Source organism: Paraliobacillus salinarum (genome assembly GCF_014083865.1).
GTDB classification, from domain to species: domain Bacteria; phylum Bacillota; class Bacilli; order Bacillales; family Amphibacillaceae; genus Paraliobacillus; species Paraliobacillus salinarum.
The window spans coordinates 56031-79115 of the sequence record NZ_JACEFA010000005.1 but is presented as its reverse complement, the minus strand read 5'-3'; the positions used below and the strand labels follow the sequence as shown (position 1 = coordinate 79115).

Genomic DNA, 23085 nt, shown 5'->3' with positions numbered 1-23085 from the left:
CCTACTATTCTTCCCAAAGAATTTTTGTTTCCATTTGACCTTTTAATTTACCTGATGGATCATATACAAGCACAAGTACACTTTTCAATTTATCACTAATTACTTGATCTGCTTCATCTTTTGCTGCTGCAATACTAATTTTCACTTTATTCGTCTCTACTGTTTTAGTGAACTTATGCTGACCAGATGAACCATCGTATGAATTTGATTCGGTCTTCAACTGATCCACTCCATCTAAAAAAGGCACTGTTTCGCTAATATGATAAATGTTCTCTATTTCTGTTTGGGCAATATAAGTCGCATCACTTATTTCATTTGATACGTCTACTGTCTTCCTAGATTGAATGAAAAAAGTTAAGAAAGTCACAATAATAATAGACAATAATAAAATAGAAGCCAGTACTTCTACTAGAGTCATAGCTTTTTCTTCACCTATAATAGATTTTTTTATTCTAAAATGATATAGCTTTCTCAAGATTAATCCATTCCTTTATACTAGGTTTCACACTAAATATAGTACAAATGCATCTATTTGTATATATAATTCCAAGAAAAATGAACTATTTTAACTATACCATATTACTCTCGATATCTCAGTTATTTCCTTGCATTATTTTTCTTACTTTTCCGACAAAGTCTAATGAGCCCGTAATACAAGTCAGCATCGTTTGATCTTTTAGAGCGCTCAACACCTCTTGATAATCTTCTATTATCTGTTTATTTTCGTTTTTCGAAAAATGATATAAATCAATTGCTTGTGCAGCACGAAGATGATCAAAGCTTGTAAATATAATTCGATCAAATACTGGGTCAACCTGCTGAATCATCTGTTTGATCGGCTTATCTTTAAATACAGCCATAATTAGTTGCTTCTTTTCTGTCGGATAATAGGCTTTCACTGATCTAACAAATTGTTCGATTCCTTCTGCGTTATGTGCGCTATCTACAATAACTATTGGCTGATCTAAAACCTGTTCAAACCGACCACTTATATTAGTTTCTGCAATGCCCGTTAGAATTGAGTGATTCGAAAGACTTAGGCTACTTTCATTTAATAGCAATAATGCCTGTACCGCTAACGTTGCATTATGTATTTGATAGACACCTCTTGTTCCTAAAGACACAGGAAAGCGGTGATTCGCATTTATAAAATGAAATGTTTTTTTGCTATTTTCTAATTCGTTGAAAAAATCAACACCAAGTCGAAACAGCTGTGCATCTTTTTCCTTTGCAATCGTTTGGATTACTGATATTGTTTCTGCTGGCAAATCACCGACAATCACTGGAGTTTTATCTTTAATAATACCTGCTTTATGTGATGCAATTTCTTCATAGGTATTACCTAAAAAGTGTTGGTGGTCTTTCCCTATCGTTGTAATAATACTAAGAATTGGTTTTACAACATTCGTAGCATCATCTTTTCCACCCATTCCCGTTTCAATTAAAGCGATATCAGCATGATCACTTAAAAAGTTAAGTGAAATGACAACAATAATTTCAAATGGACTTGGGGGATCTCCCTCAAAATCTAGACGTTCGATTTCCTCTAATAATAGAAGAAAATATCTAACAAACGATTCATCACTGATTGCTTTTCCGTCTAGTTGAATCATCGCATTTCTAGTCGTTAATGATGGAGAAGTAAACGTACCGACCGTATAATTCGCTTGTCGTAATGCGGATTCCATAAACGCTAAGGTTGAACCTTTTCCATTCGTACCGGCAATATGAATCGTCTTTAAGCTATTTTCAGGATGGTTACATATTTTTAACAGTCGTTCTACTCGTTGTAATCCCGGTTTAACTCCTATTTTTTCTCGTTTATCTAAAAATTCATTCACTTGTTGGATTGATTGTATCATATGATCCCTACTTCCATTACCAATGTTTTTCCGTCATAATATAGTATATCAAATCGTCACAAGAAAGGATTAGCAACTATGCATGGATGGGTTATATATAATGGACACTTACAAAGTGAAGCATTCCTCACTTTTTCACAGTGGATACATGATGCAGGCAAAAAACTTGGCATTACGATTGAGCAACGAAAAAACAATGAGCTCTTTGTATTATTAGAACAGGATAAGCCGTTAATGGACACGCTAAATTACCAACATAATCCTGATTTCGTTATTTTCATTGATAAAGATATTGCGTTGGCTAAACAATTAGAGGCGATTGGTATACCTGTATTTAATTCGGCACAAGCGATTGCCACCTGCGATAATAAAGTAGACATGTATCCTGTGTTACATCAAGCTAATATTGCAATTCCCAGAACAGTCATCGCACCAAAAATATTTTCTAAAGCAAATCCAATACAGTTATCTTCCTTTCATTATCTAGAAGATATTTTTACATATCCTTTTATTATCAAAGAAGGCTATGGATCATATGGTCAACAAGTGTATTTGATTCATAATCGAAAGGAATTAGATGAAAAAATAAAAGAAATTGCTGATCGACCTTTCTTATTCCAGGAATTCATTGGTTCTAGTTGTGGGAGAGATCTTCGGATATATGTAGTAGGAAACGAGGTAGTTGCTGGGTTAGCACGAACCGCTCAAGATGATTTTCGTGCAAATGTTTCCGTCGGAGGTACAGTAAAGGCACACCTAGCTACTGAAAAAGAAAAAAAACTAGCAATTGACGCCGCACAAGCGGTTGGAGCAGATTTTGCAGGCGTGGATCTCTTGTATGATGAAAACGAAGAACCGATTGTTTGTGAGGTTAACACAAGTGCGCATATTAAGAATATTTACGATTATACAGGCGTAAATATTGCTGAGCATATTATGACTTGGACCATAAGGAAATTGAAGAGTTAGCGTATTAATAAACATTCTGCAACAAAACAAGAGGTGAAATCTATATGATTTCACCTCTTGTTAAACTTTCATTGCTATCATTTGTTGTTTACAATGGATTTATAACCAGAGTAGGTAGCTATAAAATATCCTCCATATACCAAAACAATAACACCAGCTGTTAGGAGAGAAGGAACTAATACACTAGCTTGTCCAGCAACTGCAAGTGCATCATTCACAACTATTATTCCAAAAATAGAATGGATAATAGCTAAGGATAAAGGCATCATGAAATAAATAAAAATTTGCCTAAATATAGATTTATTCACTTCCGCTTTTGTTACACCAATTTTTTTCAGTGTGTCGTAACGCACCATATTATCACTAGCTTCAGAGAGCTGTTGTAATGCTAAGATAGCTGCACTAGATATTAGAAATACAATACCTAAATACACTCCAATGTAAACGACGGTTGTAGACGTTCCAGATGCACTTTCATATGCCAGTGTTTTAGTCATACCTAACAAATACAGATCACCCTGATACTTATCATTATACGTTTCCAAAGTCTGATAAATCGCTGCATCTGCAGTTTGCTTCTCCACATCATATTGCAGGTTCGCTACTGTTGTTATTGCACTCATATCTTTTACAACAGCATCAGGTAAAACAGCTACAAAGAATTCTAGTGCCATTATATCTGTTTTTACAGAAGTGAATTGGTACCCTTCGGATGCTATGGTGTATGTCTTATTAGCAATTTCCACTTCATTCTCCTTATTTAAAAAACGTTCAATTGTATTAGTCATTTCTTTCTTATTAGTGAGAAATAAAGTTTCATCATGTTTTAAAGATATTGGATCTTTCCCCTGTAACTCCATTAATTTTTGATAGGAAGATTGCTTAATCGCATACAAAGGCATACCCTTAAGTAAATCTTTTGATTCACTGTCAGCATAATTCAATAAATAACTGTTAATACCTTCCCCTGTATCATACTCGCTATATGTGACGGTATCTCCATACTGTTCTAACTGTAAGGAGTTAAACATATCATTAGCTTCTTGTTGCTCCTCATCATAATGATATACGTAAAAAGTTGCATCATATGGCGTAGTTACAGTCAGATCTTTTTCTAAACTATTCTTTAAGCTAAATCCTGTTGATAATACACCCATTGTAAAAAATAACATCAGACAAATGATAGTCATGGAAATGAACGTTGTATTTACTTTACTGTTGATTTGTCTAAGAACAAACATGTTGATATCCTTATAGTACAACTTTTCGTTTTTCTTAAATAAATTCAATAAAAAACCTGATAAAGAGAAGAAGAAAAGAAACGTACCAATTGCTCCTAATCCAACACTAATCCAAACAAGCGTCATACTCTCTAATAAACCATACTTCAACATTAAACTGTAGGCAGTTCCAATAAGGATAATAGATAATATAAAAATACTTATCGCTGTTGATGTTTTTCGTAGTTTTACATGTTGATTCTTTTTACTGGCAGTAAGCAAATCAATTAATTTATATCGGTTGATTATGAATACATTAAACGCCATAACGAATAGAAAGATAATACCAAAATACAAAATAGTTTTTACTGTTGCATCTCCAGAAAAAACAAATGTATATGCTTTTAAATCGACTTCAAATAAGGCAGCTGTTAAAATAGATAGCCCCTGAGAAACCAATACACCCAGAGCTATTCCAATTACTAAAGAAATAAGACCAATGAATAAAGTTTCTATTACAAGAATTCGAGAAATGTGGAACTTACTCATTCCAAGCGTCATGTACATGCCTAATTCTTTTTTACGGCGCCTAATTAGAAAACCATTCGCGTAAATAATAAGAAAAGCTAATACAACCGAAATAAAAACAGAAATTGCTCCAATCATGTTAGTTAAATTTTGCAACATATCTTCTTGACTAGTTGAAATCTTCAGCATTGCTTGCTGTGCATGTAATGAGTTAAAACTATAGAACAGACAAACAGCAAACGTAATAGTTAGAAAATAAATCGTATAATCTCTCACGCTTCGTTTAATATTTCGTAGTGATAATTTAGAATACATCGTCTAAATCACCTCCAAGAAGAGTAACGACTTCCATGATACGATTAAAGAACCCCTTTCTCGTATCTGACCCTTTTATTAGCTCATTAAATATTTTTCCATCTTTTATAAATAGAATACGATCAGCATAACTAGCCGTAAATGCGTCATGTGTTACCATTAAAATTGTCGCTTTATACTCTTCGTTAAGCTTTTTGAATGACTCTAATAACAAGCGTGAAGATTTTGAATCCAGTGATCCTGTTGGCTCATCTGCCAATACAAGCGATGGGTTCGTTGCTATAGCTCGCGCAGATGCAACTCGTTGCTGTTGTCCGCCTGACATTTCATACGGAAATTTATCCAATACTTCGTTTATTTCTAGTTTTTTTGCGATATCCTCAACAATTGAATGAATTTCATGCGGCTTTGTTTTTTTAATCGTTAACGCTAGCGCAATGTTTTCATATGCTGTGAGTGTATCTAGCAAATTAAAGTCTTGAAAAATAAACCCAAGTTCATCACGGCGAAACGTTTCTAATTTTTTCTTTTTTAATGTCGTAATGTCTTGGTTATCTATCGTGATATGTCCTGTTGTTACTGCATCAATAGTCGATAGACAATTGAGTAAAGTTGTTTTCCCACTCCCTGAAGGGCCCATAATTCCAACAAATTCACCCTTCTCTACCTCAAAGGAAATATCATCAATGGCCTTCGTTATATTACCTTTACTTCCAAAATACTTCTCTATATGTGTAACTTCTAAAATAGAAGACATAAAAGAATTCCTCCTTTAACTGATCTGATCTTAGCATACACTTTATTATCGAAACGTCCTATTCGTTTTAGTGTCATGAATCTTACAATTTTGAAAGATAGCTTCAATTTCAGTAATTAACCACTCTATAATCATTCTTCCCTAAAGTTTGGTATTTAAGAATAATCTATCAAATACAAAGCCCCTAATGATGAATTATAAATCATCATTAGGGGCTTAAAGTTAAAAAAATTGTCACATTATTTCTCTATTATCAAGGCTTTGTTGATAGGAAAAGTTAATAAAACCATCGTTCCAACACCTTCTTCAGATACCAAACTAATTCTCAAATGGAGTTTCTTCGCTAGGCGTTTACATAAATACAGGCCCATACCGGTTGATTTACTATGAACTCTTCCATTTTCTCCAGTAAAGCCTTTATCAAAAACTCTTGATACATCCTTCATACCAATCCCAATTCCATTATCTTGAATTTGCAACTGTACTTTATTTTCAAATGACATGGAAGAGATTTTTATCTCAGCACTTGGTTCTTTACTATACTTGATCGCATTTCCTACAATTTGATTAATAATAAACTCAATCCATTTTTTATCACTATAGACTACTTGTCTAATTGTCCCTAAGTCCAGTTTGATCTTTTTGTAGATAAAATCCTTTGCGTTACGTTTGACTACTGTATTGACCACCTCATGAAGTGAAAATGCACTTATTAGATAGTCTTTACTTACATGGCTACTTCTAGCAAAATATAGCACTTGCTCTACATACTGTTCTGTCTTGTTCAGTTCTTCTAATATACCATAGTCCAAATCACGGTTATGCAAAATTAGTTTAGCAGAAGCTAAAGGTGTTTTAATTTCATGAACCCATGTCTCGATATATTCTTGGTACTCTTTTTGTTCCCGCTTATATTCATTAATGTGCTCATGCATTTGTTTATAAGCATCTGCTATAGCCTCATGAACAATTTCCCCTTCCAAAAAAGTTGGCTTATCCAACATTTCTGGAAGTAAATATTTTTTATCTAAAGATGATTGATAATGAACTAAGTTTTGATAATAACTATGCTTTTTCACATAATCAAGCAGGAAAGCTAGAAGCAATGGAGCAAACCACACTAAACCTAACAAAACAATCATGAATGTATTCACATCGATTTTCCAAAGTATAATACCAAATATACTAAACAATGCAACGTTTATGGCTAAGAATGTCGCTTTTCCTAAAAAATAATCAATCATCTTCATGGCATTATATATCCTAACCCTCTTCGCGTTTCAATAGGATTAGTTAGCCCTATATCCTCAAGCTTCTTTCGCAGACGCGTCATATTAACGGAAAGAGTATTATCATCCACGAATAATTCAGAAGACCAAAGATATTCCATTAAATCTTCTCTTGAAACGATCGTGCTTTTATGCAGAATTAAAAAGTGAAGTATTTTCAGCTCATTCTTAGTTAGAATCTCTTCCTTTTCGTTATAATAAATCTTTCCTTTTGCTATATCTAATTTTAAACCTTCATAAGAAAGAATGGTGGGAGATGCACTTTTATATATCCTTTTTAAAATTGCTTCTATTCTTGCAGATAGGATTTGTAAGTTATATGGTTTCGTTATGAAATCATCTGCACCTAGGTTGATGCTCATCAACTCATCCATTTCGCTGTCTCTACTCGTTACAATAATAATGGGAATATCAGACTCTTTACGTATCTCTCGACAAAGCGTATATCCATCAATGAAGGGCAAATTAATATCCAAAAGAATAAGGTTAGAACTTGATTCGCGAACATAGAGTAAAATGTTTTGGAAGTCATTAATCGTATTTGTTTTGTATCCTATGTTTTTTAAATAATAGCTTAATTCTTCACGTATTTTTTTATCATCTTCAATTATTAGTATTTCAAAATCACTCATTGGATTAGACACTCATTCCTACTTTTTATGTTAACTATAATAAAAAAACAAATTCCACACAACCTTTTGCTGAAATCATCGTTTAATAAGGTTAAATCTATTAGGTTATCTACTGTGTACATCATGGTTTCATTGTAGAAAGGAAAAAGCCCAAGCAATTTTATGCTTGGACTTTTAGTATTAACCTTTTAGTTCTTCTAATCTTTCTTGTACTTTTGCACGCTTGTCTAAATAGTCTTTTTCTTTTTGACGCTCTTCTTCGACTACTTTTTCAGGTGCTTTTTTAACAAAACCTTCATTTCCTAGCTTCTTCTGTACACGTTCTACTTCTTTATTTAATTTATCTAATTCAGCATTTAATCGTTCGATTTCTTTATCAATATCGATTAATCCTTCAATAGGTAAATACAGCTCTGCTCCAGTAACTACTGCAGACATTGCTTTTTCTGGTGTTGTAACTTCTGTAGCAATTGTTAATTCACTTGTATTACAGAAACGTTCTAGATAATGACGATTCGCTTGTAGTTGTGATTCAATGGCTTTATCTCCAGCTTTAACTAGCAACACAATTTGTTTAGACATTGGCGTATCCACTTCCGCACGAATATTACGTACAGAACGAATGATTCCTACAAGACGATTCATTTCTTCAGCAGCTTGTGCATCATGTAATTCTGGACGTACAACCGGCCATGCCGCACGTGTAATTGATTCTCCTTTATGTGGTAGATACTGCCAAATTTCTTCCGTAACAAAAGGCATTAATGGATGAAGCATCCGCATGATTTGATCTAACACATAAGCAAGGATTGATCTTGTTTTTTGCTTTGCCGCTTCATCATCACCATACAATGGAAGCTTCGCCATTTCGATATACCAATCACAGAAATCATCCCAAATGAAGTTGTAAAGGTGACGACCAGCCTCACCAAAGTCATATCTATCCGTGTGTTTGTTCACTTGCTCAATCGTTTCATTTAAGCGTGTTAAAATCCATTTATCAGCAACCGATTTTTCTCCTGACAAGTCAATATCTTCGTACTTTAATCCTTCTAAATTCATTAAAACAAATCGAGAAGCATTCCATATTTTATTAATGAAATTCCAAGTTGATTCGATTTTTTCATACTGGAAACGTAAATCCTGCCCAGGTGTAGAACCCGTTGCTAGGAAGTAACGTAAGGCGTCTGCACCATATTGGTCAATGACCTCCATCGGGTCAACACCATTTCCTAATGACTTACTCATTTTTCTTCCTTCTGCATCACGAACTAAACCATGAATTAATACATCTTTAAATGGACGTTCATCGTTAAATTCAAGCGATTGGAAGATCATTCGAGCTACCCAGAAGAAAATAATATCGTAACCAGTAACTAACACATTTGTTGGGAAGAAATGCTTGAATTCCTCATCTTCTGTGTTTGGCCAATTTAATGTCGAAAACGGCCATAAAGCAGAGGAGAACCAAGTATCTAACACATCACTATCCTGTTCCCAGTTTTCGATATCTGCTGGTGCCTCTTTCCCTACATACAATTCACCAGTTTCTTTGTGATACCAAGCTGGAATTCTGTGTCCCCACCATAATTGACGGGAAATACACCAGTCACGAATATTATCCATCCAATGAAGGTACGTTCCTTCAAATCGATTTGGTACAAAATTAACCTTTTCATCTTCTGATTTTTTCTGAAGTTCCACTGCCGCTTCTGCTAAAGGCTTCATATTCACAAACCATTGCGTAGATAAATAAGGCTCTACTACAGCACCGCTTCGTTCAGAATGACCAACAGAATGCATATGCTCTTCAATTCCAAATAAAATACCTTGCTCTTGTAAATCTGCCACCAATTGCTTTCTACATTCAAAGCGATCAAGTCCTTGGTATTTACCAGCGTTTTCATTCATTGTACCGTCTTCATTCATTACTAAAACGCGTTCTAGATTGTGGCGGTTTCCAATTTCAAAATCATTCGGATCATGCGCTGGTGTGATTTTTACTGCTCCTGATCCGAATTCCATATCAACATAGTCATCAGCTACGATTTCAATTTCTCTACCTACAATCGGTAAAATTACTTTCTTACCAATCAAATGCTGATAACGTTCATCATTAGGGTTTACAGCCACCGCCGTATCACCAAGCATTGTTTCTGGACGAGTTGTCGCAATCTCAATTGCACCTTCTTCATCCTTTAACGGGTAACGCATATGATAAAAATGGCCTTTTACTTCTTCATGAATTACTTCAATATCGGACAAAGCTGTTTTTGTCGCTGGATCCCAGTTAATAATATACTCCCCACGATAGATTAACCCTTTTTCATACAAGGAAACAAACACATCTTTTACTGCGTTTGAAAGCCCTTCGTCCAATGTGAATCGTTCTCTCGAGTAATCTAAACCTAGGCCAATCTTCGCCCACTGTTCTCGAATAAAAGAAGCATACTCTTCTTTCCAATCCCAAGCTTTTTCGAGAAACGTTTCACGACCAAGTTCATATCGGTTTGTTCCTTGCTCTTTTAATTTCGCTTCTACTTTAGCTTGTGTTGCAATACCAGCGTGATCCATCCCTGGTAGATATAACACATCATACCCTTGCATTCGCTTCATTCGTGTAATGATATCTTGTAGTGTCGTATCCCAAGCATGACCAATGTGTAACTTTCCTGTTACGTTTGGTGGTGGAATAACAATTGTAAATGGCTCTTTATCTGTGTCTCCACTTGCCTCGAAAAATTTTCCGTTCACCCAGAAATCATAGCGGTCTTTTTCAACTGCTGCTGGATCGTACTTTGGTGGTAAATTTGTATTGTTTTGCTCCATGCTATAATCCTCCTTCATTCCTTTAAAAACTTTTTCATGAAAAATCATTACCCATCATTTTTTTGTTATTTGTAAAAAGTGGTGATGTAATGTTCGCTCCATAACACCTATGATAAAAGACTTTATAATTAAAATTGTGGTGATTCTTGAACCGCAGATAAAATATACTCGCTTTCCGCAGGCACGGCCTCGGGCCCACATGAGGTGGGTCAGTTAGACGTTGTCACAGGACGTGACGGTCTTAGTCTAACATACATCCAAGTGGATCTTCGGACTCGTGCTGTTCCTGCAGGAGTCTCGTATATTTTCTCTGCTAGGGTTCTCATGTTTTAAAAATTCCTATCCCTTTGCTTTATCTAACAAAAGAATCCACGTCTTCTAATATAGAGCCTACTATTCTACATGAAATGGACGTAAAAAACCCTTTTCATCCTAATTAAAGGACGAAAAGGGTCTAGTTTCCGTGGTACCACCTTCATTTGCATGTATAAATAAGCCTACATGCACACTCAATAATGATGTAACGATTCTTCACCGGCTGCTCTTACTACTATTTCTGAGGAGCTGCATCTGAGGCGACATTCCAAAATGGACAATCCTAGAAAACCTTTCAGCAAATGGCTTTCTTCTCTGTTGGGGTCAATTTTGTACTCTTCCTCTTCTAAGCATTTCAAATTCATTCAATTGTATATTCGTTATTGTATACAATTCTCAGCATAAAAGTCAATATTTAAACGAAATACAGTAAAATTAGAACATCAAACTAAGTGTAATCATACTATACACCAAAAGAAGATTTGAGGTGTTTATCATGAGTCGTTATTATCGTTATCGATTACCACCATGGTGCCGAACTTGGTTAATTATTATTGAACGATGTCTGTTGCCTGTTTTGATTGTTCAATGTCTACGTACATTATTTTTCCCAACAACACTAGATGTGTTTTTGCTTGGGCTATTTACTGGTATTTATGTAGCTTTTTATTTAGAGTGGATTTAAGATTCTTCTTTGTTGTTTTCAATCATTTTGTCTCGAGCGATTTGCTGTTGTTCTTGAACCATTACTCCTGCCATTAACCTACGATAGCCTTGGATTAGTGAAGGAATCAGTTCTATTTGTTTATTTTTCCTTTCAAAGTACTGTTCGATGATTTGAAGATAAGGATCAGGCTGTAATAAATAAATAGCTAATAAGCTACGTTGACTATTTGTAAGTGGATAATTTTTTTCATAATAAGGGATTGCTTGGGTGATCTGTGACATGTCCGTATCGTGTGTAGAAGTCTGATGATAAATGAAGGATGCAATTTCTGTCATAGGATCACCTATATGCGTATGCTCCCAGTTAATTAAGTAGCCTTGATCACCAGTTGCAACATAATGTGAGGCTGTTGCAAATCCATGACATACTGATTGATAACCAATTTCTTCTTCCTTTATATCTATTAGATAGTTATCGTACCAATTATTTAGGTTTTGAAAAATGGGTTCTATTTCATGAAACTGTGTACAGAGCTCTAATTCAAAAGGAGATAGATAGCGCTTTTGCTCGATTTGCTCAACATAATCCAAGAGTAATGAGAGTTTTTTTTCTGTTTCAAGCTTATCCCGCTTTATTTGTTCTTCTATTAAAGAAAGGTTAACATAATGACGTTGTTTCGTTACATCATGTAAACTCCCAAGTACTCCAAAAAGATCTTTATAGGAGCCATTCATTTGTGTGTTTTCTTGTAGATCCACCCATGGCATAACATAGTAAATGGTTGATTGATGTGAAGTAAAGATAGTACCTTGTAAATTCCGAAATACAGGTAAAATGAAAGATAACTGTCTTTTTTCCTTTAATTGATAGATCTCGTACCAATTATTTAATGTATTTGGTGTAAGTGACGACATTTTCAGTGCGAATACTCCATTTTGGCTATATATTTTCCACAGACGCGGGGTTATTTGTTCTGCTCTAAATTGTGTTAATCCATACTGTTTTAATATCTCTTTTAATTGCTCGATCCCTTTCACCTCCTTGTAGGTTAAAAGAAAAAATGGTAACAACACAGCAATGTGCAGCTACCAAGAAAATCTTATCCTGTCAATTTCAAATTGATTATTTCTTTTTACGTTTGTTTGGAATATATAAAATTTGACCTGCCGATAAGTCATCATTTTCTAATGCATTTGTTTGTAAAAGCTGTATCGTTGGTACTTTATAGCGTTCAGCAATGGTTGCTAATGTATCAGATTCTTGAACAATACACATACGTAGTTTTGTATAAGATTGTTCTTCTTCATGGTTAAAAAAGTTAGCAATACTCGTTTCGTCTTCTGTTCTTTGTGTTTCAGAGGACTCTTCAGATGGTACTTCATTGACTTCTATACTTTCAATTGATTCGATAGACTCGACTGACTCAATGGATTCAATCTCATCCGAAGACTCTGATGATTCATCCAGCTCTGTTTTTTTACCAAAAAAGTCTGCAAATGACTGCGATTTATTTGTTGGCCATCTACCTGTTTTTTCATCATCCGCATTGTCTGTTGTGTCCTCACTTGATTCATTCGATGATTCCATTTCTTTTGTTTCATTTAATTCTATCGATTCTTCTGATTCTTCATCACTCTCTTTTATTTCTGGTTCTTCCACCTCAAAACGAAAAGTATCTGATTCGCTTGTTTCTTCATCAAGTTCAGCAGTTACTTCCTCTAATTCACTCACTTCTTCTTGCTCTTCACTGCGTTCTTCACAATCAATTCCGTGTATAGCAATGGTCGCATTTAATCGCAATTTACTTTGTTCTGGGATTTCGTAGTCAAACGTTTCAATACCAACTAAAACTTCATCTAAATTAGAAACTCGATGTGACGGAATGGAAATTTCAATAGGAAATTGATGTGCAAAATAATTCACACCATCTTCTTGACGTTCAACAGTATCCAAATACCGTTGATTAGGATACTCTCGAATATCAAGTGCTTCATCCATATAAACTGGACTAGCATCAAGATCTACATAATATTCCCCTCTTAATTCCATAACACCCCGGACAGATATGTGATCTGAAAATGTCTCTATAGAAATTTCAGGCTCCAAGGAAATATGGATCATCTCCCCTACTTCCTGTCCGTTTTTCAATCTTAATGATTCATCTAATTCAAATGTAAATACATTCTGATTCTGATCTGACACAAAAATTCCTCCTCTCCAAATCAAATACCATTAGACAAACAATCTTCTCTTTTACAGGTATATGATTTTATACAATAAATATGCTTAAAACATGTAAGGGAGAGGAGATAAGATATATCATTTTTAGAGAGGATAATGTGTACAATATTCCCTTTTTAAATGGTTTGTTGAAAAAGCTGGCTAGGACATATCAACTTTCCAAACATCGTGCTCTTTTTTTACAGCAATAAATAAAGAATACGAAATAGAACCGAATGATACTTTTAAATTCACTTTCGATTCTTTCGATGAAATAGAATCATAATTCCTAAATGTCAATGCAAAGTTTTCATCTTTTAATTGACGTTTTTTAGAATATTGCTTTTCAAATTCAAAAAAGTCATGCGTTATCTCACCATGATAGGTTAAAGAATAAATGCCCTCCAAATCATTTTCAGCCACTGAATGTAAATAAACTAAGACAATGTTTTCAGACGAAAAGGACCTGAGATGATTGATGTCTTTGTCTTTCTTGAATAGGTTGTACGAGGATATTTCATCTTCTGATAAATTATTTAAATAAGAAAACTCTGTGATGCCTTCTTTTGGAGCTTCATTGTTTGTATTCACTTTACTCTCCATACAACCAGTTAATAAGAATAATATAGTAAATAACATAAAAATGATTCTATACATCTTCCATTTCACCTTCTTTTATTAGTTGGCTATAAAAGACGAAACCTTTAGCGAATGATACTGCTAGCTTAATAAATTTCCAAAAAATAAAACGAATGCTAAAAAGGTTGATAATCCCAATGTAAGAATGACGGTAGTTACACTCATCACCATCTCTTTCCAATTTCGAACACCTGCAAAACCTAATACACCGAAAACTAACGTTATTAACGTAATAATTAAGACTAGATTTAGAGGATGGAAACCCATAACGGAATAATCAATTGGGCCTGAAAAAGAAACGATATAAAATAAAAAAATACAAACGAATGAAGATATGAATGATGCAATATTGATTTTTTTCATCCTAGCATCACCCTTTTTACATTTGTACCATTTAATTTAAAAACTGGTTTACCTTCTTTTTGTCTTCTAAAGATTCTTTTATGATCTTATTTAAGCTATTTTCATTTTGAACTTCATTCCACTCTATTCCATACCATTCTTGTAGACCCTCTCTCGTAATCTTATACGTTTCCATACCTTCAACCATTTCAAAATTAAAAGTTATCCAGTCAACATTTTGTATTAATGTGAATAAATACGATGCATTGTTAATTACTGTTTCTTTTGTATTTAATTTTGATTCTGACCATTCATAGTTTACTGTTATCCCATATGGTTTCTCTTTTGTTTTCAATTCTATACCACTAAAATGTTGTTCACCTTGCAGTCGAATAACAGAATTAACCACTGCACTGTTATCACCTACATATGAATCTTTGTATTGAAATAAATCAGCATCTGTATTACTAGAATTGGAGTTACAACCACTTAATAAGAACATTACAAGTAATGAAAACAACAGCCATTTAATCATTTTCCTCAACTTTATTTCTCTCCCTTTATTAAATATCATCATATAAATATAACATGAAATTCTATCTTTCTAACTTTTCTGATTATTAACGGTGCACTATAAGAAAAATAAGGCGACTTTTCATTTTCTCACCTCTATGTTATTAAAATACAAGTTATTTGAGCTTAAGACTCCTGAAATATTGATATAAACTTATTATCCCTATAACAATCAAAACGGTCATAGCGATACCAAAAAAAATCGACTTAAACGTATGACTAAGTGAATCCATACTACTCACCATTGAAGAACCTAAAATAAAAAATAATATCAATACTGTAATTTTCTTGTTTTCCAAATATCTCTTCCTTTCAGATACATATGCCCATCCTATCATTACTTTCACATTACATTTTTATTATTGGTTTTTACACCTGTTTGTTGCATAGGGCTCTTTATTATTAAAGTTAATTAGATATAAGTGTAAAATCAACAACTTACAGCTCTAACTGACTAACTTCTATTGTAGTGACGGTAAACATTATAAAAAAGTTCCCTATTTTAATAGGTATTAGATGCCTTTATTCTACATGCATCACATTTCCATTATTAAGTAAATATTTTGTTAGCTTATAGAATCAATATGTTAGTTAAAAAAAGCAGCTATCGCACTACTGATAACTGCTTCTTTACAAGCTGTATTCTCAATTCGTAATAACAATTACTTTCGCAGTAAAATTATTTGCTGTGCTAGAGAGATTTTAATAAATGTATTTATTAAAAAATACTTCTTGTAACCTACTCGATGACAAAGTACTGTTTTAAGTGACCTATATCGCTTCTATTCGTCTCGAATGGTAACTTAAAACTACTTTAAGTGACCATTTTAGCTGTTAAACTTCTTATACGGTAACTTAGAACAGCTTTAAGTGACCGTTATCACTATGAATCTCCTTCAACGGTCACTTAGAACGACTCTAAGTGACCATTTGTACCATAAATCTTCTCACGCGGTAACTTAGAACACTTTTAAGTTACCGTCGTTGCAAAAAATTCTCTTGAACGGTAACTTAGCCCCGTCAAACACCCTGAAAAAGCGTAGCTCATTCATTCAGCAACATAATTATTAAAAATATTAAACAGTTTCTTCTTTTGATATATATTCAAAGGCTACACGCACTGCTTTGATCGTTTCTTCAATATCCTCATCGGTATGCGCAGTTGATAAGAATACACCTTCAAATTGAGATGGTGGAAGAAACACACCTTGCTCTATCATTTGGCGATAATAGCTAGCAAATCGTTTTACATTTGAATTGCTCGCAGTTTCATAGTTAACTACCGGTTGGTCATTAAAGAAGAAGCCGACCATCGAACCTGCACGATTTACTTGCAAGTCAATTTGAAAATCTTCTGCTGCTTGCATGAAGCCTTCAATTAATCGATCCACTTTCAGATTTAATTTTTCATAAGCAGGTTTGTCCATTGCTTTTAATGTTTCTAATCCTGCAGTCATCGCTAATGGGTTACCAGACAATGTACCAGCTTGATAAATATTACCAGTTGGAGCGACTTTTTCCATGATTTCTCGTTTACCACCATAGGCACCAACAGGCAGACCTCCACCGATTACTTTTCCTAAACAAGTTAAGTCTGGTGTGACATTAAAATGACCTTGTGCACAATTGTAACCTACACGAAAACCAGTCATTACCTCATCAAAAATTAATACTGAACCATATTGTTCTGTTAGTTGACGTAAGCCAGGTAAAAATTGTTCAGACGGTGGAACAACTCCCATGTTTCCAGATACAGGCTCTACAATTACAGCTGCAATATCATCACCATATTGTTCAAATGCATATGTCGCACTTTCTAAATCATTATAAGGTACAGTAATGGTATGAGCTGCAACAGAATCCGGCACACCAGGGCTATCTGGTAAGCCAAGTGTTGCTACACCTGATCCCGCCTTAATCAGAAGTGAATCACCATGTCCATGATAGTTGCCTTCAAATTTAAGAATTTTATTTCGCCCTGTATAGCCACGCGCTAAACGTAATGCACTCATCGTTGCTTCTGTTCCTGAGTTGACCATACGTACCATTTCAATCGAAGGGACACGATCGATAACTAATTTCGCTAATTCGTTTTCTAACAGTGTTGGCGCACCAAAACTAGTTCCGTTCTCTGTTGCTTTTTTCAATTTATCTACCACATTTGGATGTGCATGACCAAGAATTAACGGTCCCCAACTTAATACATAATCAATATAGCTATTTCCGTCAATATCATAAATTTTTGATCCTTTACCACGTTCCATAAAAATTGGATTCATACCAATCGATTTAAATGCACGCACTGGTGAGTTAACACCACCAGGCATTAAATCTACTGCTTCTTTATAGGCATCAATGGAATGGTTAAATGATTTCATTGTAAGAATTCATCCTCTCTTTTATTGCAACCAGTTTGCCACATCTTTGGCATGGTAGCTAATAATTAAATCCGCTCCTGCTCGCTTCATCGCTGTTAGTGATTCTAGCACAACTGCTTTTTCATCGATCCAACCATTCTGAGCAGCTGCTTTGACCATTGCATATTCTCCACTAACATTATACGCTACGACCGGAACATCTTGTCTTTCTCGAGTATCACGAATAATATCCATATAGGCTAAAGCAGGCTTTACAATCAAAAAGTCTGCGCCCTCTTCTACATCAGATGCTGCTTCTCGAAATGCTTCTATACGATTAGATGGGTCCATTTGATACTGCTTGCGATCACCAAATTGTGGTGCACTATCAGCCGCATCACGAAAAGGACCGTAAAAGGCGGATGCATATTTTACCGCATAGGACATGATTGGTGTTTGTTTGAAACCTGCTTCATCAAGTCCTTTTCTTATTGCTGAAACGAACCCATCCATCATATTAGATGGTGCAATGATATCAGCTCCAGCCTTTGCTTGTGAGATAGCTGTTTGCACATGCAAAGGTAATGATTCGTCATTGTCAACATGACCATCTTTATGTATTACACCACAGTGACCATGTGAAGTATATTCACATAAACACGTATCTGCTATAGTCAGCATAGCAGGGAATTGACTTTTAATCAGTTTCAACGCCTCTTGGACAATGCCTGTTTCACAATAAGCTTGACTGCCTACTTCATCTTTTTCTTTTGGTATACCAAACAGTAATACAGCACGAATACCTAATTGCTCTAATTGTTGTATTTCTTGCTCCAAGTAGTCCAATGAAACTTGGTAAACACCCGGCATGGAAACAACCTCAGTACGGATGTTTTTTCCTTCTACCACGAACAATGGATAAATTAAATCATCGATCGTTAAGGCTGTTTCACGAACCAACGCTCTTATTGCCTCTGTGGAACGTAATCGACGATGTCTTTTAAAGTTTAGCTCACGCATCTTAACACTCCTTACTTCATTTTTTGAAAAAATCGGAAATGATCGAAATCATCTCTTCTGTAGTGAATTTTTTTGGTATGAGTATATGTTGAAACCCACTAGCTAAAGCAGCCTCTTCTGTTGTTGTACCAATACATACACATAACCTATTTTCCTTAATATACGTTACTTCATTAGGAATAGCTTTTGTTTGTTCGTCAAAAGAATACACAGTTGAAGTACTAGTAAACGTATATACATCTAGTCTATCTTGCTTGATCCATTTCCTTAACTTTTCTTGGTATGCAGTCTCATAAATTGTCTCATAAACAAACAGCACATCTGTTTCAACTGCTTGATTTTCTAATACTTTCTTTACCTCTAGAGAGGATTGTTTACCTAATGCTAACAAAACATGATGATAGCTACCAAATTGGTCTATAAATTGATTAGCCATAGCTGTTGCTTGATACTCACTTGGTACAAAATGTGCTCTGTAGCCATATTCCAATAAAATTTGCTCTGTTTTTTCTCCAATAACAGCAAATTTCGCATCCTTTAATTGTGCTTCTCCAATGTGATAATACTGCATATTTTCAAAGAAAAAACGAACACCATTTGAGCTAGTTAAAAAAATCCAATCATAACACTTTACTCGTTGTAGCTTTTTTCTATTCTGATCACTATACTTTGCTTGAAAGGTTATTAAAGGTATATGCTCCGGTTCAGCACCCAAAGCAGAAAGACTTTCTATCATCGGTTGTGCTTGATCAGTTGAACGGGTAACAAGAATTCTTTTACCTTTCAAGGTATCATTCATTTTCTGCTAGCTCCCGCTTCACTTGATCAATAATTTCTTTTGCGCCTCTTTCTTTTAAAAGATCGGCAGCTCGTTCACCAACTTGAACTGGCTCTGTTCCTCTTACCTCTTCATGCAAAACAGTCTTGCCATCAGGTGTAGCGACTAATGCTGATAGCACGATCTCATCTTTATCTATTTTTGCATAGCCTGCAATCGGGACAGAACATCCACCTTCCATTCGGTGTAAGAAGGTTCGTTCTGCTGTTACTGTATTTGTTGTTTCTTCGTCTTTAATTTTCTCTAGCCAGGTAATCAATTCTGTATCTGATTCGCGACATTCAATTGCTAATGCACCTTGCCCAATTGCTGGTACACTTAAAGTAGGGTCCAAATATTCTGTAACAATTTCCTGACTCCATCCCATTCTACTTAACCCTGCAGCTGCTAGAATAATTGCATCAAAGTCTTCTTCCTTCAATTTACGAAGGCGTGTTCCAATGTTTCCACGAATCCATTTAATTTCTAAATCAGGTCGAGCAGCAAGAATCTGTGAGCTTCTACGCAAACTGCTTGTCCCAACAATTGCCCCTTTTGGTAAATCCATTAACTTTTCATGGTTCTTTGAAATAAGTGCGTCACGATGATCTTCTCGTTCTGGAATTGTACCAATCGTTAAGCCTTCTGCCACGGCTGCTGGCATATCTTTCATACTATGTACCGCCATATCAATCTCTTCATTGTACATCGCTTGTTCAATTTCTTTTACAAATAATCCTTTTCCACCTACTTTTGATAACGTAACATTTAAAATTTTATCACCTTTTGTTGTGATTCTTTTTATTTCAAAAGTAAAAGGAGCTCCTGCAGCTTTTAATTTTTCAATTACCCATTCCGTTTGTGTTATCGCCAGTTCACTTTTACGTGAGCCTATAATAATTTTGCGCATGTTTGATCACCCTTTGTTCGTAATAGGATAATACCCCACCTTTTTAAGGGTGGGGTATAGAGTAGACTAGTGCGTTGCAACTGTTTCAAATGCTTGCTCTGATTGACTGCCACTTGCTTTTAATGGAATTACATTATTTTGATTCATTTGTTCTTTTAGTTTTTGATTTACTAACTCTTCTATACCAAATATTTTTACAAAAAATTCTAAAGCTTCTGTTGCGTTTGGTTCAACAGCTAATTCTTTTGCTTCTAATACTGGTTTTTTCAATAATTGGTTAATAATACTTTTTGTATGCTTACTAATTACTTTTCTTTCACGATCTGTTAAATCCGGAATTTTTCGTTCAATACTATCCATCGTTTCAGCTTGTATAGAAAGCGCATGTTCACGCAATGATGAAATGATTGGCACGACACCTAATGTATTCAACCATTGATTAAAAGCTACAATCTCGACTTCTATCATTAACTCAATTTCATCGGAAGCTTGGCGTCTTTGTGAAAGATTACTATCAACGACATCTTGTAAATCATCAATATCATAAAGATAAATATTATCAAATTTTGCGATTTCAGGATCTATATCTCTTGGAACAGCAATATCTATCATTACTAATGGTCGCTCACTTTGACGTTTTTCCATCACTGATTCAAGTGTATTTTTAGTAACAACAAAATGATCGGTATTTGTTGAACTGATTAAGACATCTGTTTCCATCAGTGTTTGACTTAATTGTGCAGTAGTTAGTGCTTGTCCATTAAATTGATTTGCTAATACTTTCGCCTTCTCTAGTGATCGGTTTAATACGGTAAGGGTTTCAACCCCAGTATCATATAGGCTTTTCGCTGCTAATTCGCCCATTTTCCCGGCACCTAATATGGCGATGTGTTTTGAAGTCATATCATAAAATAACTTTTTAATCAGGCTAACAGCTGCATAGCTAATGGACACAGGATGGTCGCTAATTCCTGTTTCTTTGTGCGCACGCTTTGCTAAAGTAACAGCCTGTTTAAATAATTGATTAAAAACCGTACCTGTCGCTTGATTGGATTGAGCTAAATGAAATGCATCCTTCACTTGACCTAATATTTGCGTTTCTCCAACAACCATTGAATCAAGTCCTGCTGTCACACGGAACAAATGCTCCTTCGCTCCGTCATTTTCGTATATAACTAAATGTGAAGAAAAGATTTCCTTCTCCATACCAAACCAATTTGCCAAAAATTGTTTAAGATAATATCGACCAGTGTGTAATTGATCTACCACTGCATATAACTCTGTTCTGTTACATGTTGAAATAATCACATTCTCTAGCACACTTTTTTGTTGATTTAATGTTTGCATTGCTTCAACGAGCTTATCCTGATGAAAAGTTAGCTTTTCACGTATTTCAATTGGAGCAGTTCGAAAATTAACACCAACCATAAGGATATGCACACTATCTACCCCCAAGTATTTTGCAAGCATACGCTGCCTGACTTATTTCTATATTTTAATTATGAAAGTTTAATTTCTTTGAATGTAGAATAAATTATTTTCCAATAATGATTTCCACTATGATAGAATGTATAAATAACATTCATCTATTATTCAATACTAATGTACTTTATCATATCTATTAAACATATTCAAGAAACGAATATTATCTAATAACTATTATAAACAAGGAGAAAGCGATGCGCAAACAACATTCTTTGACAGCTTTTTTATTAATTGGAATTGGCGGATATTTCTTATTAAGACAGTTAAAATTACCAATTATTACAGACTTCTATTCATGGCCAACTTTATTAATCATTTTAGGTGTAGCCTTTTTGTTACACGCCTATATGGCTAACGATTATGATAAATTATTCCCAGGAGCTGTTCTTTTAGGACTTGGCGTTCATTTTCACGGAGTACGGTATTATGGCTTTTGGATTGAACATTGGGGAGTCTATACATTAATTGTTGGTCTTGCTTTCGTGATTCGATACCAGAAAACAAAATCAGGTTTATTCCCTGGATTATTTTTAATCGGTTTATCCTTATTCGCAATTTTCGCTTCAAACAAGCCAAGTTGGTTTTATTGGATAAATTCATCCATGTCCTTTTTAGAATCTTTCTGGCCATTAGCATTAATAGTACTAGGATTATATTTATTATTTAAAAAGAAGTAATAGATTTAAAGAAAACAAGGCAGTTTCAAATGTCACTATATCGTGACGATTGAAACTGCCTTGTTTATCATTTACCGACTTATAAGAAAGATTGAATTGCTTTCCATGCTTCTTCTTTTCCTTGCGCTGTTTCAGAAGAGAAAGGAATCACTTGATCTTCAGGTTCTATTTCCAATGTTTCTTTAACTCGCTTCACATGCTTAGAAACTTGTGCTTTCTTAATCTTATCCAATTTTGTTGCAATAACAATAACAGGAATTTCATGAAACTTTAGAAAATCATACATAGCGACATCATCGCTTGTTGGTTGATGTCTAATATCCACAATAAGCACGGTTGCTTTTAATTGCTCACGAGTAGAAAAATACTCTTCCATCATTTTTCCCCAAGCTTCTCGTTCCTTTTTAGAAACCTTCGCATAGCCATAGCCTGGAACATCAACAAAATGAAATGCATCGTTAATATTATAAAAATTTAATGTTTGTGTTTTTCCTGGTTTTGAGGAAGTTCGGGCCAATGCCTTTCGATTAATCAACTTATTAATAAAAGATGATTTTCCAACATTGGAACGGCCAGCCAACGCGATTTCTGATATTGGCTCTGCCGGATATTGTTTCTGTGAAACAGCACTAATTACTATTTCTGCTTTGGTTACTTTCATT

21 protein-coding genes and 1 other annotated feature are annotated in these 23085 nt (G+C 34.6%); of the genes, 3 read left to right on the top strand and 18 right to left on the bottom strand.

Annotated features, from left to right (window positions below; genetic code table 11):
* Nucleotides 1-4: 4 nt before the first annotated feature.
* Nucleotides 5-475, bottom strand: a complete 471-nt coding sequence (locus HP569_RS06930; RefSeq protein WP_182200444.1) for a type IV pilus modification PilV family protein — start codon at nt 473-475, stop codon at nt 5-7.
* Between the two features lie 118 nt (nt 476-593).
* Entirely contained in the window at nt 594-1862 is a 1269-nt protein-coding gene (locus HP569_RS06925; protein ID WP_182200443.1) for a bifunctional folylpolyglutamate synthase/dihydrofolate synthase, read from the bottom strand.
* 78 nt (nt 1863-1940) lie between these two features.
* Between HP569_RS06925 and HP569_RS06920 the strand changes: the two genes are divergently transcribed.
* A complete protein-coding gene (locus HP569_RS06920; RefSeq protein WP_182200442.1) occupies nt 1941-2831 on the top strand; it encodes an ATP-grasp domain-containing protein in 891 nt (296 codons plus the stop codon).
* Between the two features lie 77 nt (nt 2832-2908).
* Here the strand turns inward: HP569_RS06920 and HP569_RS06915 are convergent, their stop codons facing one another.
* The 5 genes from HP569_RS06915 to HP569_RS06895 form a co-directional block, all read right to left on the bottom strand.
* Complete coding sequence (locus HP569_RS06915; protein WP_182200441.1) at nt 2909-4894, bottom strand: ABC transporter permease; 1986 nt, start codon at nt 4892-4894, stop codon at nt 2909-2911.
* Nucleotides 4884-5651, bottom strand: coding sequence for an ABC transporter ATP-binding protein (locus HP569_RS06910; RefSeq protein WP_182200440.1), 768 nt, complete (start codon nt 5649-5651; stop codon nt 4884-4886). Before HP569_RS06910 ends, HP569_RS06915 begins: the two co-directional genes overlap by 11 nt.
* A 239-nt stretch (nt 5652-5890) precedes the next feature.
* Entirely contained in the window at nt 5891-6901 is a 1011-nt protein-coding gene (locus HP569_RS06905; protein WP_182200439.1) for a sensor histidine kinase, read from the bottom strand.
* Nucleotides 6898-7572: a response regulator transcription factor gene (locus tag HP569_RS06900; RefSeq protein WP_182200438.1), complete on the bottom strand. Its 675-nt coding sequence runs from the start codon at nt 7570-7572 to the stop codon at nt 6898-6900. Before HP569_RS06900 ends, HP569_RS06905 begins: the two co-directional genes overlap by 4 nt.
* Nucleotides 7573-7752: 180 nt before the next feature.
* Nucleotides 7753-10401: a valine--tRNA ligase gene (locus HP569_RS06895; RefSeq protein ID WP_182200437.1), complete on the bottom strand. Its 2649-nt coding sequence runs from the start codon at nt 10399-10401 to the stop codon at nt 7753-7755.
* Nucleotides 10402-10837: 436 nt separating this feature from the next.
* Nucleotides 10838-11074, bottom strand: a binding site (T-box leader).
* A gap of 138 nt (nt 11075-11212) precedes the next feature.
* Here HP569_RS06895 and HP569_RS06890 point away from each other — a divergent pair.
* On the top strand, nt 11213-11401 hold the full coding sequence (locus HP569_RS06890) for a hypothetical protein (RefSeq protein WP_182200436.1): 189 nt from the start codon (nt 11213-11215) through the stop codon (nt 11399-11401).
* Here HP569_RS06890 and HP569_RS06885 read toward each other — a convergent pair.
* From HP569_RS06885 to hemA, 10 genes are all read right to left on the bottom strand, one after another.
* Nucleotides 11398-12420 (bottom strand): protein kinase family protein, encoded by a 1023-nt coding sequence (locus HP569_RS06885; protein ID WP_182200435.1) that lies wholly within the window; start codon nt 12418-12420, stop codon nt 11398-11400. The genes HP569_RS06890 and HP569_RS06885 overlap by 4 nt on opposite strands.
* Before the next feature lie 85 nt (nt 12421-12505).
* Nucleotides 12506-13585, bottom strand: coding sequence for a stage VI sporulation protein D (spoVID, locus tag HP569_RS06880; protein WP_182200434.1), 1080 nt, complete (start codon nt 13583-13585; stop codon nt 12506-12508).
* A gap of 180 nt (nt 13586-13765) precedes the next feature.
* A complete protein-coding gene (locus tag HP569_RS06875; protein ID WP_182200433.1) occupies nt 13766-14260 on the bottom strand; it encodes a hypothetical protein in 495 nt (164 codons plus the stop codon).
* A gap of 63 nt (nt 14261-14323) precedes the next feature.
* Entirely contained in the window at nt 14324-14605 is a 282-nt protein-coding gene (locus HP569_RS06870; protein ID WP_182200432.1) for a hypothetical protein, read from the bottom strand.
* A 31-nt stretch (nt 14606-14636) separates the two neighbouring features.
* Nucleotides 14637-15119: a DUF4825 domain-containing protein gene (locus HP569_RS06865; protein ID WP_246366986.1), complete on the bottom strand. Its 483-nt coding sequence runs from the start codon at nt 15117-15119 to the stop codon at nt 14637-14639.
* Between the two features lie 1114 nt (nt 15120-16233).
* Nucleotides 16234-17535 carry a glutamate-1-semialdehyde 2,1-aminomutase gene (hemL, locus tag HP569_RS06860; protein ID WP_182200430.1) on the bottom strand — a complete coding sequence of 434 codons (1302 nt, stop codon included), beginning with the start codon at nt 17533-17535 and terminating at the stop codon, nt 16234-16236.
* A 21-nt stretch (nt 17536-17556) separates the two neighbouring features.
* On the bottom strand, nt 17557-18534 hold the full coding sequence (hemB, locus tag HP569_RS06855) for a porphobilinogen synthase (RefSeq protein WP_182200429.1): 978 nt from the start codon (nt 18532-18534) through the stop codon (nt 17557-17559).
* Between the two features lie 16 nt (nt 18535-18550).
* A complete protein-coding gene (locus tag HP569_RS06850; RefSeq protein WP_182200428.1) occupies nt 18551-19333 on the bottom strand; it encodes a uroporphyrinogen-III synthase in 783 nt (260 codons plus the stop codon).
* The gene (gene hemC / locus HP569_RS06845) at nt 19326-20261 is read right to left on the bottom strand and encodes a hydroxymethylbilane synthase (RefSeq protein ID WP_182200427.1); all 936 of its coding nucleotides are present in this window, start codon (nt 20259-20261) and stop codon (nt 19326-19328) included. The genes HP569_RS06850 and hemC overlap by 8 nt, the downstream gene beginning before the upstream one ends.
* A gap of 66 nt (nt 20262-20327) precedes the next feature.
* Nucleotides 20328-21701 carry a glutamyl-tRNA reductase gene (gene hemA, locus HP569_RS06840; RefSeq protein ID WP_182200426.1) on the bottom strand — a complete coding sequence of 458 codons (1374 nt, stop codon included), beginning with the start codon at nt 21699-21701 and terminating at the stop codon, nt 20328-20330.
* A gap of 239 nt (nt 21702-21940) precedes the next feature.
* Between hemA and HP569_RS06835 the strand changes: the two genes are divergently transcribed.
* Nucleotides 21941-22423, top strand: a complete 483-nt coding sequence (locus HP569_RS06835) for a LiaI-LiaF-like domain-containing protein (RefSeq protein WP_182200425.1) — start codon at nt 21941-21943, stop codon at nt 22421-22423.
* A gap of 79 nt (nt 22424-22502) precedes the next feature.
* Here the strand turns inward: HP569_RS06835 and yihA are convergent, their stop codons facing one another.
* On the bottom strand, nt 22503-23084 hold the full coding sequence (yihA, locus tag HP569_RS06830; RefSeq protein WP_182200424.1) for a ribosome biogenesis GTP-binding protein YihA/YsxC: 582 nt from the start codon (nt 23082-23084) through the stop codon (nt 22503-22505).
* Between the last annotated feature and the right edge of the window lies 1 nt (nt 23085).

Excerpts from the sequence above, each read along its gene's own strand:
- HP569_RS06925 (WP_182200443.1), bottom strand. The coding sequence starts at position 1,862 with ATGATACAATCAATCCAACAAGTGAATGAATTTTTAGATAAACGAGAA.
- HP569_RS06920 (WP_182200442.1), top strand. The coding sequence starts at position 1,941 with ATGCATGGATGGGTTATATATAATGGACACTTACAAAGTGAAGCATTC.
- HP569_RS06915 (WP_182200441.1), bottom strand. The coding sequence starts at position 4,894 with ATGTATTCTAAATTATCACTACGAAATATTAAACGAAGCGTGAGAGAT.
- HP569_RS06910 (WP_182200440.1), bottom strand. The coding sequence starts at position 5,651 with ATGTCTTCTATTTTAGAAGTTACACATATAGAGAAGTATTTTGGAAGT.
- HP569_RS06905 (WP_182200439.1), bottom strand. The coding sequence starts at position 6,901 with ATGAAGATGATTGATTATTTTTTAGGAAAAGCGACATTCTTAGCCATA.
- HP569_RS06900 (WP_182200438.1), bottom strand. The coding sequence starts at position 7,572 with ATGAGTGATTTTGAAATACTAATAATTGAAGATGATAAAAAAATACGT.
- HP569_RS06895 (WP_182200437.1), bottom strand. The coding sequence starts at position 10,401 with ATGGAGCAAAACAATACAAATTTACCACCAAAGTACGATCCAGCAGCA.
- HP569_RS06890 (WP_182200436.1), top strand. The coding sequence starts at position 11,213 with ATGAGTCGTTATTATCGTTATCGATTACCACCATGGTGCCGAACTTGG.
- HP569_RS06875 (WP_182200433.1), bottom strand. The coding sequence starts at position 14,260 with ATGTATAGAATCATTTTTATGTTATTTACTATATTATTCTTATTAACT.
- HP569_RS06870 (WP_182200432.1), bottom strand. The coding sequence starts at position 14,605 with ATGAAAAAAATCAATATTGCATCATTCATATCTTCATTCGTTTGTATT.
- HP569_RS06865 (WP_246366986.1), bottom strand. The coding sequence starts at position 15,119 with ATGATTAAATGGCTGTTGTTTTCATTACTTGTAATGTTCTTATTAAGT.
- hemL (WP_182200430.1), bottom strand. The coding sequence starts at position 17,535 with ATGAAATCATTTAACCATTCCATTGATGCCTATAAAGAAGCAGTAGAT.
- hemB (WP_182200429.1), bottom strand. The coding sequence starts at position 18,534 with ATGCGTGAGCTAAACTTTAAAAGACATCGTCGATTACGTTCCACAGAG.
- HP569_RS06850 (WP_182200428.1), bottom strand. The coding sequence starts at position 19,333 with ATGAATGATACCTTGAAAGGTAAAAGAATTCTTGTTACCCGTTCAACT.
- hemC (WP_182200427.1), bottom strand. The coding sequence starts at position 20,261 with ATGCGCAAAATTATTATAGGCTCACGTAAAAGTGAACTGGCGATAACA.
- HP569_RS06835 (WP_182200425.1), top strand. The coding sequence starts at position 21,941 with ATGCGCAAACAACATTCTTTGACAGCTTTTTTATTAATTGGAATTGGC.
- yihA (WP_182200424.1), bottom strand. The coding sequence starts at position 23,084 with ATGAAAGTAACCAAAGCAGAAATAGTAATTAGTGCTGTTTCACAGAAA.